Raw genomic sequence first — 15,422 nt, 5'->3', positions numbered from 1 at the left:
TCGAATTTCGCCGAGCTTCCGGTATACCCTTCGACGAACAACGCAGGATGACAGCACAGCTGGCGCAGCCGGGTGATGCCCGCCAAAATTTTGATCCGGTTTTGCTGAAACGTATCCGCGTCCAGATGCTTCAGCGCTTCCTTTTGCAGCTTGGCCAGGTAAGCCACGTACAGCTTCTTCTGCTCCGGCAGCAGCTCCGAGGCTTGCAGCGATTCGATCTTCTCCGGCAGCTCCTTCAACACATCGCTCTTGACCCGCCGCAGCAGAAACGGACGGGCCCGCTTGGCCACGGTCTCGCGGGACAGCTCGCCGAAGGCTTTGCGATCCGGGAACAGCTCGGGAAACACCGCGTCAAAGATAGACCACAGCTCCTCCAGCGAGTTCTCAACCGGCGTTCCGGTCAGTGCGAACCGGTATCTGGCCCGGATTGCCTTCACCGCTTGCGCCGTCTGCGTCGCGTAGTTTTTGAACGCTTGGGCCTCGTCCAAAATGAGCGTATGAAACGCATGCCCGGCATAACGCCCAATATCTCTGCGCAGCAGCGGATACGAGGTGATGACGACGTCCGCATGGGACAGCTCCTTCAGTACGCGGGCGCGTACCGCGCTGCTGCCGTCGGCAATAACCGCCCGAAGCTCCGGCGCGAACCGGCTCAGCTCGTTCCTCCAATTATACAGGAGAGACGCAGGAGCGACGACCAGCGCAGGCTGCCCCTGATCTCGGATCTCCGGCAGGACGGATACGAGAAAGGCGATGCTTTGCAGCGTCTTGCCAAGCCCCATATCGTCGGCAAGAATGCCGCCGAAGCGGTAGTGGGCCAGCGTCTTGAGCCAGCCATATCCATATTTCTGGTAATCCCGCAGCACAGGAGTCAGCCGTTCCGGCAGCGGAAAATCCAAATTGTCCGGATTCCGTATGTTTTCCAACAGCCGGCGAAGCGACTTGCCCAGGCTGACGGCACGGCCCTGCTCCCTTGCATCGATCAGATGCAGTCCGCGGACTGCCGACAGGCGCAGATCCGTTCCTTTCACATCCGCTTGGCGGATGCCCATCTCGTTCATAAAACGGACGATTTCCTGAAACTCCTCGCTTTCCAGCGGCAACAGCGCGCCGGTCGGCAGCCGGTGGTATCTGCGCTTCTCTTCCAAAGATTTCAGCACTTTACGGATTTCCGCTTCCGGAATTCCGTCGATATCGAACTTGATTTCCAGCCAGTCGGTCCGCTCGTCCACATCCACCCGGATCTTCGGCGGAACGTGGCCGGTATGAAGCCTTACTTTTACGGCCGAGGTGGCATATACCTCGACCAACTTTTCCAGCTGAGGCAGGACGCGGTACATAAACTCGTATTCCTCGTCTTCACCATCCAGGAAATAACCGCTTTCCGTCCTGACGAAGGCGCTTTGCTCCATGAGTTCAAGAATCGCCCGCTCCTTCTCCCCGTCCCGCATCAGGATTCGTCCTTCGCCGCGCTGAGTTCTTCCCTCTTCCAACGGATTAAGGACGATGTCGCCGTAATGAAACTCCAGTCCGGCGAGCAGCCTGTCCCTCACCCGGTCCAAATACAGCTTGGCCTTGAGCGATATGCGCATGATACGGTCGGACACGGCTTGGGCGACATGGACGGTGCCAAGCTTCATCAGACCGGGAATCGCCTTCTCGATGAAAGGCTCGATCTGATCCGCTGAAATCCGAAGCTGGCGCGTACGGGCCGAATCCAGCATTTGTTTCAGCTCCGAGAGACGCTGACTGCTATCGGGCGTTAGCTTCAGCAGCTTCCCCTCGGCAAGCACCAGCCCGTACATTTCCATGACGATGATCTCGTCCATCCCTTGGACGTCCAAGCGATATCCTTCTCCCGCCGCTTGGTCGAAATCGAAGCGAAGCGGGATCGGCTCGCCGGAGATGCGAACTCCCTCGTAGATGCGGCCATCCTGCTCGATCTGTGCGGAAGGAGCCGCCGCCAACAAGGGAAGCAGCGCTTCCCACGAGAACGGAGGAATCAGCAGCATCCGGTCGCCGCTCATACGGTTGAGCTGAACGGCAAACGTACTCGACGTTTCACGGTACATCTTCTCGTTGCGGCAGATTAGGAATAACTGGCGAAGGATGGCGTCGTCCTCGATTTTAAAGCTGTGAAGCTCGGGGTCGTAGGTGAAATGCTTGGTGAACACGTAAGCTTGTCTCCGTTCCACCCGCTCCAGAAACTCTCTTATGTTCTGTACGATGTACAGCCGTTTAGGCCCTACCTTAAGCTCGATTCCGAACATGTACTTCCGGTAACCGTAAGCAAAGGGCGTGCAAGTAAACTCCACCTCAAGCTGCGTTCTTGTATCGAAGCGCGGCCGGGAACCGGTCGGGATCACCGGCTTGCCGACGAACAGTCCTAACACGCTGTTCGTCAGCCGGAGATCTCCCGCGGGAATCGCGGAGGCGCTTGCTGCCGTCCCGCCTGACGGGGGCGTCGCAGATAATCCGTCCTCGGGTCGAAGCCGCCCAACAGGCAAGCTGCCGGTCTGCTCCGTATCGTGAATATACAACAGCACCGCAGCGACATGCTTACAGTATTTGTCATAGGAACCCAAGGTAGGGCACGTGCACGCCGCTTTTACCTCTCCTTCAAGCCCGATTTCGACGGTCACCCGGCAGCTGTCGGCGCCGCCAACCGTCGCTTCGTAACTCGCGGCTTCGGGATCGCAATGCGTGAAGGCCACTTTTCCGGCGCGGCAGTAAGCTTCTCCCTTTTTGTAGGAGAGCTCGCCGCACAACGATTTAATGACCCGTGGTGTCAACGGTGCGTTCATCGCCTGAAACCTTCCTTACTTCATCTATTTCAAAAACTTGGAAAACAACTGACTGACTTTCTGGGCGAAATCATCAAGGCTCACATTCGCCTGATCCAATCTGGCGTAGCCGTTCTTGATCGCATCCAGCACCCAGGCGGGAATTTTGATTCCCTCGATGCCGGGATAAACGACGCGGTACGCCCAGACCAGATGCTCCCACCGGTGGTCGTCTCCCTCCAGCGCATATTCGGATACGTCCAGCACTTTGCCCCGGCCCGATTGCAGGATGACATTTTTCAGATGAATGTCGCGCGGATTCAAGCCGCGGCTGCGCACCAGCGCGCGCGCTTCCTCGACGTCGAGGATCACTCGCTCCGGTACGGGAATGCCCTGCAGCAGGCAATCGAGCAGCGTGACTCCGGATTCGTGGCTCATCACCAGATAGCGCTCCCCGCATCCGTAGTATACGGGAAAATAAGGAATTCCTTCCAGCCGTTCATACACTTGCTTCTCCATATCCTTTTTCCCGAGCGCAAGCGCAAGATCCGAGTAGATTTTAAACGCATAGCCCGGCGTCCGATCATACGTAAACACGGCCGCATCCGTTCCGATGCCGATGCAGCGAAGTCCTTCCGCAAAGCCGGATACGATTACAGGCTCATTCCGTTCGCTGCCGGTAACCGTGATGCTGCGCAGCGCCTCGTCGGCCATAGTCCAATCCATGTTCATCCTGGAGTCCCCCTTGTACCGTCTATTGGCAGGCTAACTCATGTAAGATATTTACGCGAATCAAGCATCCAGGGTGCAAAATGGGTTGCGGTCATTAGAGCGATTATACCATAGAACAACCGTTCGCCAAAATAAAATGCACTTCTCCTGCTTCAAAAATTATCCATGCGGGTAACTATGGTTAGCTGGTTCCGATACCAGAATGATGAAGACGCATAACTGCAAAGAAAAGGAGTGTTGATGTATGAAAAGCATGCTGAAAACAAAAATAACGGTACTCGCTTTGTGCTCGGCTTTCCTGTTACCGGCCGCAGCTTTCGCCCAGACGCCGGACGAACCGGCCGCGAACCCGTCGACGACTACCGTCACCTTCCCTAATCTGAACCTGACGACTACTGTAAAAGTAACGAATATAGACGGGGTATTGGTTCCGGGGGACTACGTGGTCACCAGCGATTCGAGAGTGGCTTATATCCCCCAAGGCGTCGGGCTTGTCGTCGTCAATAAAGAAACCATTTTGCCGAATGGGGCGTTTTATTTGAAGGAATAGCCCCCGGGACTTCTTCGGTGACTATCCCAGTCTAAAGCAAAAACCATTGAATCCGGAAAAAGCCGCAGATTCAATGGTTTGTTTGTCTAGCCTATAACCGTGTTAATAAAGTTCTCCAAAGATGAAACATCCGTAATGTTCTTATTGCATTCGTGTCCATCCATGCACAAATAATTGCCAACCGCTTTATAATAATCAGCTGAGGCTTTCGCCGGCCTTTTTTTGGATATCGCCGAGAATAAAGCAAGATCTTCATACTTATTGCATATGAAGCAAAAGCTTCTCTTGTTGGTGGGAGTATATTTGCCCTCTACACCGACAAATTGCCCGTTTAAATGGTATACGATGAACAATTTATTCGTAGAGATATCGATCCAACTGAGATAGGTGACGTAACGATAATCTATCTCGGATAAATTGGGAATCTTTAGCTTCTTATTCTTGGGAAACAGCTTCTGAATCTGCTTTTCCGTAATAGGCGGAAATTCCACGATATACGGCTCTAACGTTCTCAGATACTTATGGAAATCTTCTGACGTTTCCAAGGTTACAATGTTTTCCAGCATCTGTTTCTGAAGGCCGGAAGCGTTGGGAAACAGCTCTGCGATTTTGGCTGCCGTACCCTGCCTGACCGATTCCAATACCTTCCGATCGGCAATCGTTCTGAGAGCGTGCTGCAGGTTCCCTGCTTGCTTCTTGATATCGTTATACTGATGGTTTCTAATAAATGGTCCACTCATGGAGGTCAGCCCCTTATTTTATAGATTGAAAATAAGGTGCAAAGCCATATTATTAGAAACGATAGCTGCTCATTCGGGCGATTTGGTGTTGCTCTCTTTTACGCCCATGCAAAGTATCGCCCTAAAAATAAGGCTTTGCATGAGACTGGCCAATCCGGCAATCGCGAATTGCCATCCGTACCAACTCCCTCGTTCTTACTTACGATTTAGTATAAACAAAACAAATGTGTGCAGCAAGAACAAGACTTCCTTCCATTCCCGTCTATAACAAAAAGGATGCCCTCACCTCATGTGAACGGCATCCTTTATCTCTTTAAGGAGTTAAGCTCTGAACTTTATCCCGAATTTTATCGACCTGGTTCAGCGTGTCGACGAACTGGGAATTTTCGATCGCCTTCCAGTCAATGGCGCCGTTATTGATTTTCTCCAGGTAACCGTTAATCTCCTTCGTCAGCGTTTCGTTATAGCCGACCAGCTGCCCATGAACGTCTTTGGCAAAATCGGGGGCTTGAAGCGCATTGAATTTTGCGATCCGTTCCTTCATACCGGTCAATTCGTTCTTCAGTGTCGTTCTGGCTTCGGGATCGGTGACCGCCTGCCCGGCAAGCGCCGGCAATTGTTCCGCAAGCCGCGAAGTATCATTGATAAAGTTGGTAGCTTCTTCCACGTAGTTTAAAGTATTATTTACTTTGTCGACGAGCCCACACCCTGACAACAGACCGACCGCAAGCACAAGCAAAAGCATGATTTTCAGTTTCATTACCCGGACCTCCGACTTTTTTACAAGGTAATACTGATCTAAGCCGGCTCCGGTTTCAAAAAAAACTATAAGGGCAGCGACTCCTGAACCGGCCGTTCGCCTTTTCCGGGAAGGGTACGAATGATCGTCCATTGCTTTCTCGTAACCATGAACGCCGCCGCCAGCAAAGCAAGTGCAACGAAAACACCAGACTCTCCCGTCCACAGCAAGGCCGAATCCCCTTTGGTAAACAGGTCAAAGACGTTCTGGGTGATGGCATTCCATGAAGCATGCAGCAAGACGGCCGGCCAAATACTTCCCGATGTCAAACGGAGATACGCCATCACATACCCGAAGGACGTGACCGTGATCATAAACAGCAGGATGGACAAAAGAAGATACGGACCGGCGTAATATACTCCGGCTACCATGAGCGGCAGATGCCACACGCCCCACACCAGTCCGCTTACGAGAACAGGCCGGGGAACCCGGGCATCGATCAGGCGTGTGAGCATGTAACCGCGCCACCCCACTTCCTCGCCAAAGCTTCCAAGCAAACCTCGAATCGTTCCGAGGGTTACATTTGCGAGAAGAAGGAGGACAAACAAAACAAGAGGAGGAGCGTTTAAATACGTAGCGGGCGCGGCAAATTGCGCGAGTCCGGACATCCATGCTATGCCATAGGCCGCCAGATCGACCGCTATCGGCAGGAGAAGCACGATCGGTATGAATTTAAGAGTACGTCTTCCACCCAGGCGGAGCGAGATGTCGGCAAATCCCTCGCGCAACAGCAAACGCGAAAGCAGAGATGCCAAGGCGGGCGTCCACATCAGAAAAAGTATCCATTTGCCGTCGTGGAGACTCAGCCAGTAACCCACGCATGAAAGAGGAACGAGCAAAGCAAAAAAGACCGTAAGCCCGCGTCGGGCAGACTGAACGCGATGTTGCGCCATCTCGCGATTTGAGGTTGTCATCATCAAACACTCCTTATCGTTGCGGATTTCATTGGGGTTGCAGGTTAATACTTCCAATTATATTAATTTACACCTTATTATAATACCGACTCTCTTCAAGACAACGGCCCGAAGTCTAACCCTAAACTAGCCAAAGGAACAAGCGAAAACTGGCCTAAGGACCGTTGAGAATCGGGAACATGTGCAGTCACGCAAAAAAGCCGACCATCCGCATGGACGCCGGCTCTTCGATTTTTCAATTATTTCGGCCTGAATCAGCTCCGTGCGGCAAGCTCACGCGCTCTTCGATAAACCGGACGATATGGTCTACGCTCGATAACGATTCGATCAGCAGGTCCTCCTCGTCAAAGGTTGTTTGAAACTCCTGTTCCAGCCAGACGATCAGCCGGACCACTGTAACGGAATCCAACACACCCTGCGGACCCAGCAGCCGCACAGAACGCTCCACGTCCGGCGTACCGAGCAGTTGAGCAACGATAGCCGTCACTTTCCGTTCAATCTCTTCACGATTCATCCTAAAGTTCTCCCTTCCGCTGGCTTAAAATGCCCCATCTTCACAGCAATCCAATCCGGTGCACAATACGAGAACGGAAACGGCAGAGCATAGATCGAATCGTGCTCCCGCCTCTCCTTCCGGGCGAACCCCAGCAGCTGCAAAAGCATCAGCGCCGGCCGGTTGCGGCCTGTGGCACGGTAGCTGCAGACCGCTTCATGCATTGCCGGATGCTCCTGCTGCGCCAGCTTCAGCACCGTTCCGAGAAATGCGGTTCCAATGCCGCGCCCTTCGATGCGGCAAGAGATGCAGAACAACCGGATGTCCAGCCGTTCCTCCTCATAATCCAGCATGGCTGCCCCGACAATGCCGTGGTCGCCGAACCGGTCCTTCAACTCCGCGACATATAGTCCTTTCGCAGGCGATTCCAGATAAGAACGGACGACCTCCTCCGATACCCGCTCCGTCAAATTATTGAATTGAGTCGTTCTTGCAGCGAGCTCGAAGGACCGGTCGAGATCCTCCTCACGTGCAGCGCGTACCTCAAGCTCCATGAAGCAGGAGCGCAAAAAGTCTTCCCGCGACCCGGCGAACCGCTGCTCCGCCGTTGTCCGCTCCATCCGGGAAAGCATCATCTCGCGGCGTCTCCCCGCTTCCCGCGTCAACTTCCCGGCTTGGAACTCGGGGTATCCGGCGAGCTCCAGCGCCTCATGTGCACCGTAGACGGTCAGCTCCGGCAGATACGCCCCCGCCTCGTAGCGTTCGAACGGATTGTCATCAATGAACGCTACCGCATCCAGCCCGATATTCAGCTCGTTTGCCACCCTCCGGATGCCTTCCACCTTCGCCCCCCATCCGATCTGGGGATACAGAAAATAACGGCCGATGCCTAGTTCCTCCAATTTCGCCATCGCCAGATCATGGTCGTTCCGGCTCGCTACGCTCTGCAAAATGCCGCGCCCGTCCAACTGCTCCAGCACCTCGCGAATACCGGGACGCAGCGCTACATCTTCATCGTCGGCCAGCGTTCCGTGCCATAACGTTTCGTCCAAATCCCAAATCAGACATTTGATCATGCTATCCTCCGCAGCCTAAGCTTCCTGATCGTGCACTTTGTACTCCATCGTCAGATGGGTCGGCGCGAAGCCGTAATTTTTATACAGCACGCGCATAGGCAGGTTGCTGACGTGCACATGTCCGACGATACGCCGGGCCTTCACCCTGCCGGCAAAATCCATACCCGCCTCGAACAAGGCCGTCACCGCCTCCGAGCCGCGGCATGATTCGGCAGCGTAGAAGCTTTTGAACTGGATATAGTTTTCTTTCGTCACGAAATTCTCTTTGAGCGTCATCCAGAGCCAGCCGGCCACCTGGCCTTCCAGCTCCAGGACGAGCATGCCTTCCCTTTCACGAGGAATCGCTTTTTCCAGCTTGCGCCGGTGGAATTCCAGATCGGTTACCGCCTCGCTGCCAAACGAAATGACGGAAATTTCTTTCTCAAATTCGGCCACCGCGGCCAAATCGTTCTGCTCTATCGGTCGGATATTCATCTTGTCTTCTTCTCCTCTTAAGCCCATGATTCGCCTCATGTTTGTTTATACGCTCTTTTTTTCGATCAATTGAAACGTATCGTTCTTGCAGCGGGGACACCCTTGATTTTTAAGCTGCTCGATCGTGGGCACGTCACCTTGGAAGCCGACGTAGACCGTTTCCCCGCACTGCTGGCAGCGGTAAGTGCGCAGCGTCCGCTTGACTTCACCCGTGTACAGCGCATCTTCGAAAGCGCCGGCGTATTCGGAACGCGTCTGCTCCGTCGTTTTCAGCACGATCATTTGGCTTCGATTCGCGATCATTTCCGCGCCTTCGTACTCGTTAAAGCGCGGGAACGTGGCGCTGACCATGAGCCCCATCCGCACGAACTCCCGCTGCATCGCCAGCATGAATTCCGGCGACTTATGGGCAAACGACAAGAAGATCGGGGCACCTTTTCTCTTCTTCAAGCCGCTGATGCCACGGGAAAGAAACAGTGTCATGCCCTGCAGCGTATAAGGCGGATCGGTAAAGAAGCAGTCGTATTGTCCCTGCCATTCCTCGGCCATAGGGTGGCGCAAATCCCAGCGCCTGCATTGGATAGGCAGCCCCTCCCTTGCTGCAGTCTCGCCGATAAAGCTCAGGAACCGCTCGTCGATATCGACAACGTCGATCCTCGTCTTCGAATGTCCCTCCGGGAAGAGCTTCCGGAGCAGGAAGCCGAGCGAGACGCTGACCAGATCGTCGTCGCCGATGCAGAGCACGCGCTTTCCGATCAACGCCTGCTGCTTCAAGCACAGGACGGCCCGGCGCAGACTCGTTTCCGCGGTGCATTTCGATTGATCGATCCGGACGTCCACCTGCGGCCGCAAGCGGAATAGTTCCTGAAGCCCGCTTAGCACGTCGGCCAGCTCGGCCTTCCAATCCGCATCGCCTGCCGTCAGCTTCAAGTACAGGCTCCTGTTTAATCCGCCGTATCCCAGCTCTTGCTCAATCCATGCCGTTCCCGCCCTGCTGCAGCGCGTCCCGTTCTCTTGCGTCAGCGCGCCTGCCTTGACGAGCTCTTTCTTGATGGCCGCGGCTACGGGAATAGGCAGCAGCGTCTTGCGCGCCAGCTCCTTGGTCGAGATGCCCGGGCTGAAATAGCATTCCAGCAAAAACTGCTCGATGACGACGGAACCTTCTTCCAGACGGACCTTCGCGCTGATTTCATCCAAATCATTTTTCATTTCGATCACTCCTCCGATTGGGTTTCGATGGTAACGCCCGGTGCGTGCTTGCGTCCCATCAGCTTACGTTTTTTGCGGTTTTCCTTCGTCTCGAACACAATGTCCAGATCGTAATTGTCTGGATACAGCTCCTTGCTCTCGATGTGCAGCTTCAGCCGCTTCTGGTTGATTTTGAACTTCTGGTTCTGGATCATCACCCCGACGTTGCCCCGGGCATCCTCGGTTTCAAACACAATGCCGGTACGGCCCAAATAAGCGATGTACACGCAATCGCCGAGCTGGAAGCTTCTGGAGGACTTCTCAGGAACTGGATGAGCGGTATCCTCCGGCTCCTTCTCCGAATGTGGCAGAGGCTCAGGCACCGTCGCCGTCGTTTCTTCCTGCGGATCGTCCGTATCCGCCGCGGAGGCTTCGTTCGGCTCCGGCTCATACCCGGCGGCCTGTGTTCCCTGCGGCAAGCTTTCCGACAAGCCGCGCGCGGTAATTTCGCGGGACCGCTCGATAAGGCCGGCAGGCAAGCCCAGCTTCAACGCGATCAGGAAGGCGTAGCTCTGGCCCGCTTCCCCGATCCGCAGCCGATACAGCGGCTGCAGCGTGTCCGTATCGAACTCCATGCGGGCATTTTCGAACCCCGGCGTCACGTCGGCGAAATTTTTGATTTCCGTAAAATGAGTCGTCGCCACGACGGTCGCTCCTCTTCGGTGCAGCTCTTCCAGAATGGCCACCGACAAGCCGACGCCTTCCCCCGGATCGGTTCCGGAAGCCATCTCATCGATCAGGATGAGCGTCGAACGGTCGGCAAACTGCAGCATCTCATTGACGTTCCGAATATGCGCGGAGAAGGTGCTGAGCGCATGCTCAATGCTTTGTCCGTCCCCGATATCGACGGCGAGATGGTTGAATACGGAAAGCAAGCTTCCTTCCCGTACCGGAACCAATAAGCCTGACTGCGCCATGACGGTTAGCAGACCGACGGTTTTCAGCGTTAAAGTCTTGCCTCCGGTATTCGGTCCCGTGATAATCAGCGACTTGTATCTCCGTCCGATGACGAAGTTCAGGGGAACCATCGGCCGGTTCAGCAGCGGATGCTTCGCTTCGCGCAGGTCGATGATCCCTTGGTCGTTCAGCTCCACATTGAAGCCTCCGATAGCCAGAGCATATTTGGCCTTGGCAAAAATGAAATCGTAGGTGCCCACCGTCTCAATATTCGTCAGAAGCTGTTGATCGCAGCTTTCCGCCAGTGCGGTCAAATCGCTCAGCACTTTCAGCTCCTCCCGCGCTTCCTCCGCTTTCAGCCCTGTAAGCTCGAACTGAATCGTCATGACCTCAGCCGGCTCGATATAGACCGTTTGGCCGCTCGCCGACTCGTCGAGCACCGTTCCCTTCACCAGCTTGCGGTGCTCTTTCTTGACCGGCAGCACATACCGTCCGTTGCGCGTGCTGAGGACATGCTCCTGCAAAATGGTGCGGTGGCGGCTCATCAAGGAATCCAGCTTGCTCTTTAGACGCTCCTCGAATACGGCCAGCCGCTTGCGGACTTTCATGAGCTCCTTGCTGGCGGAGTCGGCGACTTGGCCGTGACGGATGCACCGTTCGATCTCCGATTTCAGCGCATCCATCGAATACATGGAAGCCGCATAAGAGCTAATCTGAGGGGCTATCCCGCTTTTCGCTGCCATATACCTCATGAGCTGCGCGCAGCTGGTCAGGAATTGGTGCATGTGCATGAAGTCCTTCTCACTGAACACGTAGCCCGTTCCCAGCAGGTCCAAAATATTTTCCATGCCTTCCAGCGAAGGAATCGGAACGCTTGCGCCTTGCTGGAGCAAGGACTTCGCTTCCGCCGCCTCGTCCAGCTTGGCCCGCACGACGGACATCGCCGTTAAAGGAAGCAGCTCGGCGATCTGCCGTTTGCCTAGATACGATACGGCATATTCCGCCAAAGCTTCTTTGATTTTGCCGTATTCCAGACGTTGCAATGCTTTTTCATTCATGGGTGATCTCTCCTTGTAGGAAAATAAAAAAAGGACAGAGAATGAACGTACGTCATTCTCTGCCCTTTTGTGACCATGCCTAATTAAAAGCGCCCGATAAAATAGAAAATCCGCGCTGAACTCAGCACGGATGATAGGCGCAATGAATAGGCATGTACCTATGGCATTGTATGATATCCGTTGTTCTTAACTAATTCCAAGGTGACCGTAAACCCACGACAAAATAAACCTTGCTTAACAGCAAAATTTGCCCATGAATTTCCAGAAACCTCATTATGGAATTTGATTAGTTAAGAACGACCACCGACATCAAAATCTCCCCTTAGGCAATAATTATTTCTACTGTACCTTACTTCCCCAGTAAATGTCAAGCGCTGTGAAATTCGCAATGCATCCCTGCTCATTCAACCGGTTGATTGTAGCCGTACCTCAACCGTCACGCCCCGAACTGCGCCCGGTGCAAGCGGCTGTAAGCGCCCTCCGCAGCGAGCAGCTGCTCGTGATTGCCCTGCTCGGCAATGCCTTGGTCCGCGACCACCAGGATCCGGTCGGCGTTCTTTATCGTGGCAAGCCGATGGGCAATAATCAGCGTCGTCCGGCCTTCCGACAGCTCGGCCAGCGCCTGCTGAATCGCCGCCTCCGTCTCCGTATCGAGCGCTGACGTCGCTTCGTCGAGAATGAGGATCGGCGGATTTTTGAGGAACATACGGGCAATGGAGAGCCGCTGCTTTTGTCCTCCGGACAGCTTCACACCGCGCTCGCCGATCAACGTATCGAGCCCCTCGGGCTGGGACAAGATCAGCTCTTCCAGCTGAGCCCGGCGCGCGGCCTCCCAGATTTCCTCATCCGTCGCTCCCAGCTTGCCATACGCAATATTTTCGCGAATCGTCCCATCGAACAGAAATACGTCCTGCTGCACGATGCCAATGTGCGAGCGCAGCGATTGCAGCGTCATCTGCCGGATGTCGATGCCGTCGATCGTGATGCTTCCTTCGTCGACCTCGTAGAACCGTGGCAGCAGGCTGCACAAGGTTGTCTTGCCCGCGCCGGACGGGCCGACGAGCGCTACGGTTTCCCCCGCGCGAACGGTAAGATGAACGTCCTGCAGCACCTTCTCCTTGTTCTCGTAGCCGAACTTCACGCCGCTGAAGCGAATATCCCCCTTCAGATGCCCGACATGGCGCGCATCCGGCGCATCGTCTACATCCGGGGCGGTCTCCAGCAGCTCCAGATACCGTTTGAAGCCCGCAATACCTTTCGGATACGTCTCGATCACCGAGTTGATCTTCTGGATCGGCCCGAGGAAGACGTTGGACAGCATGACGAAAGCGATGAACTCCCCGTACGACATTTTTTGCTGGATCACAAACCATGTGCCGCAGACGAGCACGAACAGCGAAACGAGCTTCATCAAAATATAGCTCAGCGACGAATTCCACGCCATGATCCGGTAAGTCAACAGCTTGGTCATCCGAAAGCGGCTGTTGTTTTCCGCGAAGCGGGCGATTTCATGCTTCTCGTTGGAAAACGCCTGCACGACGCGAATGCCGCTTATGTTGTTTTCGACCCGGGCGTTGTAGTCTGCGATGTCGGCGAACATGCGCTTGAAGGCGCGCGACATTTTTTGGCTGAAATACAGGGACAAGTAAATCATCAGCGGGATGATAATAAAGGTCAGCACGGCGAGCTGCCAATTGATGTTCAGCATAATTCCGAAGGCTCCGGCCAGCGTCATGACGGCAATGAACAAGTCTTCGGGGCCGTGGTGGGCGATCTCCCCGATATCCATCAAGTCGTTGGTCATCCGGGAGACGAGATGTCCGGTCTTGTTGTTGTCGAAGAAGCGGAACGACAGCTTCTGCACATGATCGAACAGCTTCTTGCGCATATCCGTTTCGATGTTGATGCCCAGCATGTGCCCCCAATACGTCACCACGTAGTGCAGTGCAGCGCTGACCGCATAAATGCCGAGCAAGCCGACGCAGCCCCACAAAATCCACTCCCATTTGCCGCTTGGCAGCAGATCGTCCACCACCCGGTTGACGGCAATCGGAAAAGCCAGCTCTAGCAGCGCCGCGATGATCGCGCAGGAGAAGTCCAGCAGGAACAGCCCTTTATATGGTTGATAATAAGCAAAAAAACGGCGGAGCATAGGATAACCCTCTCTCTATCGATACTTTCTTGCCGAGATAAATGAGACTGATTCTCATTACCACACCTCATTGTAGGCGGCTTACCTAGAGATGGCAATGGACAAACGCGACGTTTTTTTTGTACAAATTGAAAGGGGTTGGCCGAAGTTTTTGTACAAAATGAAGCGGCCGTTTTTCGTTTGTCCATTGAGTATCAGATAGGTTCCCTATATGATGGTTTCTAAACGATAATGAGAATCATTATCCATAACTCTTACACCCTGTCGAAGGAAGGTAACCTCATGAAAGCGGCAAGAAAAGTCATTCATCTGTTCGTCATCGTCTTAAGCTTGGGAGCGCTGTTGGCTATGGCAGCATGCGGCGCACCAACCGGAGCTCCTCCCGCTTCTACTGGACAAACCGCAGACGCTGCTCAGGACAAAGCGCCCGCTACACGCAAGTACACGGATTACAAAGGCAACGAAGTGCAAATTCCCGTGCAGCCGCAGCGCGTCATTTTTGCCGGAGAGACGTTCGGCGATCTGCTGGTTCTCGGAGTCGACGCCGTCGGCGCGCAATTGTCATCGATCAAAGATCACGTCTTCGAAAACCGGGTGAAGTCTATCGAAGACGTCGGCTTCCCGATCAATCTGGAAAAGGTGCTGGAGCTGAAGCCTGACTTGATCCTTGTAGCCAGCACCGACGCAAAGCAGTACGAGCAGCTTTCCAAAGTCGCTCCTACCGTCATGTTCGATACGTTCGCCCCGTTGGACGAGCGTATTGCGCTGCTGGGGGATTTGCTCGGAAAGCAGCAGCAGGCCAAGCAGTGGCTTGCCGATTTCAACGCGAAGGCGGAGGCCATGTGGAAGCAGCTCCGGGCGGACGGCATGAAAGACGGAGAAACCGCCTCGGTGTTTACGTATTATCCCGGCGACCGGCTGTTTGTCATGGCGCGCGCCGGGCTTCCGCAAATGCTGTATCATCCAAAGGGCTTCAAGCCTACCCCGATGATTCAGGAAGTGCTGAACGGCAGCCAAGGGTTCATGCATATCTCGCCGGAGCTTCTGCCGCAGTACGCCGGAGACCGCGTTTTCATTCTCATTCCGGCCGCCGGTCTGGAGGATGCGCGCAAATCGACGGACGAATTGATGAAAAGCCGCATTTGGCTTGATCTGCCCGCCGTCAAGAACGGCCGCGTCTACTCGATCGATATTTCAAAATCCGACAGCGACGCCTCGACGAGGGAATGGATGCTGGAGGAACTGCCTAGAATGCTTCGGAAATAACAAATTGTTCGGGAGGTTCCCGGAAGCTTTTCACGCTGTCGTTGAAAAGCTTCTTTGTTTTGTATACAATAGATTTTAATTGATAATCATTCTCAATTATTGAAGGAGGAATGTAGGATTGGGCTGCGAATCGGCGAACACCTCTCCCCTGCGCTCTCTGCTGTTTCACCTGTCGGATATCGAGCAAATCCATCGGCCGGTCGGATGGAAATCCGGGAAACAAACGGCTGTTCACCATAC

Annotated in this window: 13 protein-coding genes; 2 read left to right on the top strand and 11 right to left on the bottom strand. The window is 54.4% G+C overall.

Translation table 11 applies throughout. The features are described 5' to 3' along the window. Both QJ48_RS17210 and QJ48_RS17205 read right to left on the bottom strand, forming a co-directional pair. On the bottom strand, nt 1-2,804 hold a 2,804-nt coding region (locus QJ48_RS17210; RefSeq protein WP_054974786.1), incomplete at its 3' end, for an SNF2 helicase associated domain-containing protein. Nucleotides 2,805-2,828: 24 nt separating this feature from the next. Continuing rightward, the gene (locus tag QJ48_RS17205; protein WP_054974785.1) at nt 2,829-3,515 is read right to left on the bottom strand and encodes a hypothetical protein; all 687 of its coding nucleotides are present in this window, start codon (nt 3,513-3,515) and stop codon (nt 2,829-2,831) included. Between the two features lie 244 nt (nt 3,516-3,759). On the opposite strand from QJ48_RS17205, the gene QJ48_RS17200 reads away from it, so the two are divergent. Continuing rightward, entirely contained in the window at nt 3,760-4,065 is a 306-nt protein-coding gene (locus tag QJ48_RS17200) for a hypothetical protein (RefSeq protein WP_054974784.1), read from the top strand. Between the two features lie 86 nt (nt 4,066-4,151). Here QJ48_RS17200 and QJ48_RS17195 read toward each other — a convergent pair whose 3' ends face one another. The 9 genes from QJ48_RS17195 to QJ48_RS17155 all read right to left on the bottom strand — a co-directional run bounded on the left by QJ48_RS17195 (nt 4,152) and on the right by QJ48_RS17155 (nt 13,916). Further along, entirely contained in the window at nt 4,152-4,805 is a 654-nt protein-coding gene (locus QJ48_RS17195) for a FusB/FusC family EF-G-binding protein (RefSeq protein WP_054974783.1), read from the bottom strand. A 313-nt stretch (nt 4,806-5,118) separates the two neighbouring features. Then, nucleotides 5,119-5,565 carry a DUF6376 family protein gene (locus QJ48_RS17190; protein ID WP_054974782.1) on the bottom strand — a complete coding sequence of 149 codons (447 nt, stop codon included), beginning with the start codon at nt 5,563-5,565 and terminating at the stop codon, nt 5,119-5,121. 65 nt (nt 5,566-5,630) lie between these two features. Next, nucleotides 5,631-6,575 carry a CPBP family intramembrane glutamic endopeptidase gene (locus QJ48_RS17185; RefSeq protein ID WP_157261662.1) on the bottom strand — a complete coding sequence of 315 codons (945 nt, stop codon included), beginning with the start codon at nt 6,573-6,575 and terminating at the stop codon, nt 5,631-5,633. Nucleotides 6,576-6,753: 178 nt separating this feature from the next. After that, the gene (locus tag QJ48_RS17180) at nt 6,754-7,032 is read right to left on the bottom strand and encodes an acyl carrier protein (protein WP_054974780.1); all 279 of its coding nucleotides are present in this window, start codon (nt 7,030-7,032) and stop codon (nt 6,754-6,756) included. After that, nucleotides 7,029-8,087 carry an HAD family hydrolase gene (locus QJ48_RS17175; protein WP_054974779.1) on the bottom strand — a complete coding sequence of 353 codons (1,059 nt, stop codon included), beginning with the start codon at nt 8,085-8,087 and terminating at the stop codon, nt 7,029-7,031. Before QJ48_RS17175 ends, QJ48_RS17180 begins: the two co-directional genes overlap by 4 nt. Before the next feature lie 15 nt (nt 8,088-8,102). After that, nucleotides 8,103-8,561: a GNAT family N-acetyltransferase gene (locus tag QJ48_RS17170; RefSeq protein ID WP_054974778.1), complete on the bottom strand. Its 459-nt coding sequence runs from the start codon at nt 8,559-8,561 to the stop codon at nt 8,103-8,105. A gap of 45 nt (nt 8,562-8,606) precedes the next feature. After that, nucleotides 8,607-9,770 carry a bis-aminopropyl spermidine synthase family protein gene (locus QJ48_RS17165; protein ID WP_054974777.1) on the bottom strand — a complete coding sequence of 388 codons (1,164 nt, stop codon included), beginning with the start codon at nt 9,768-9,770 and terminating at the stop codon, nt 8,607-8,609. Between the two features lie 5 nt (nt 9,771-9,775). Continuing rightward, entirely contained in the window at nt 9,776-11,764 is a 1,989-nt protein-coding gene (locus tag QJ48_RS17160; RefSeq protein WP_054974776.1) for an endonuclease MutS2, read from the bottom strand. Nucleotides 11,765-12,200: 436 nt separating this feature from the next. Further along, a complete protein-coding gene (locus QJ48_RS17155) occupies nt 12,201-13,916 on the bottom strand; it encodes an ABC transporter ATP-binding protein (RefSeq protein WP_054974775.1) in 1,716 nt (571 codons plus the stop codon). Between the two features lie 282 nt (nt 13,917-14,198). On the opposite strand from QJ48_RS17155, the gene QJ48_RS17150 reads away from it, so the two are divergent. Next, nucleotides 14,199-15,182 carry an ABC transporter substrate-binding protein gene (locus QJ48_RS17150; protein WP_082420546.1) on the top strand — a complete coding sequence of 328 codons (984 nt, stop codon included), beginning with the start codon at nt 14,199-14,201 and terminating at the stop codon, nt 15,180-15,182. The last annotated feature ends 240 nt before the right edge of the window (nt 15,183-15,422 follow it).

This window comes from Paenibacillus sp. A3, assembly GCF_001399685.1.
Lineage (GTDB): Bacteria > Bacillota > Bacilli > Paenibacillales > NBRC-103111 > Paenibacillus_G.
Note: the sequence above shows the minus strand (reverse complement) of the source record. Positions and strands in the feature narration are given on the sequence as shown.

Excerpts from the sequence above, each read along its gene's own strand:
- QJ48_RS17205 (WP_054974785.1), bottom strand. The coding sequence starts at position 3,515 with ATGAACATGGATTGGACTATGGCCGACGAGGCGCTGCGCAGCATCACG.
- QJ48_RS17195 (WP_054974783.1), bottom strand. The coding sequence starts at position 4,805 with ATGAGTGGACCATTTATTAGAAACCATCAGTATAACGATATCAAGAAG.
- QJ48_RS17150 (WP_082420546.1), top strand. The coding sequence starts at position 14,199 with ATGAAAGCGGCAAGAAAAGTCATTCATCTGTTCGTCATCGTCTTAAGC.
- QJ48_RS17180 (WP_054974780.1), bottom strand. The coding sequence starts at position 7,032 with ATGAATCGTGAAGAGATTGAACGGAAAGTGACGGCTATCGTTGCTCAA.
- QJ48_RS17175 (WP_054974779.1), bottom strand. The coding sequence starts at position 8,087 with ATGATCAAATGTCTGATTTGGGATTTGGACGAAACGTTATGGCACGGA.
- QJ48_RS17155 (WP_054974775.1), bottom strand. The coding sequence starts at position 13,916 with ATGCTCCGCCGTTTTTTTGCTTATTATCAACCATATAAAGGGCTGTTC.
- QJ48_RS17190 (WP_054974782.1), bottom strand. The coding sequence starts at position 5,565 with ATGAAACTGAAAATCATGCTTTTGCTTGTGCTTGCGGTCGGTCTGTTG.
- QJ48_RS17160 (WP_054974776.1), bottom strand. The coding sequence starts at position 11,764 with ATGAATGAAAAAGCATTGCAACGTCTGGAATACGGCAAAATCAAAGAA.
- QJ48_RS17200 (WP_054974784.1), top strand. The coding sequence starts at position 3,760 with ATGAAAAGCATGCTGAAAACAAAAATAACGGTACTCGCTTTGTGCTCG.
- QJ48_RS17170 (WP_054974778.1), bottom strand. The coding sequence starts at position 8,561 with ATGAATATCCGACCGATAGAGCAGAACGATTTGGCCGCGGTGGCCGAA.
- QJ48_RS17165 (WP_054974777.1), bottom strand. The coding sequence starts at position 9,770 with ATGAAAAATGATTTGGATGAAATCAGCGCGAAGGTCCGTCTGGAAGAA.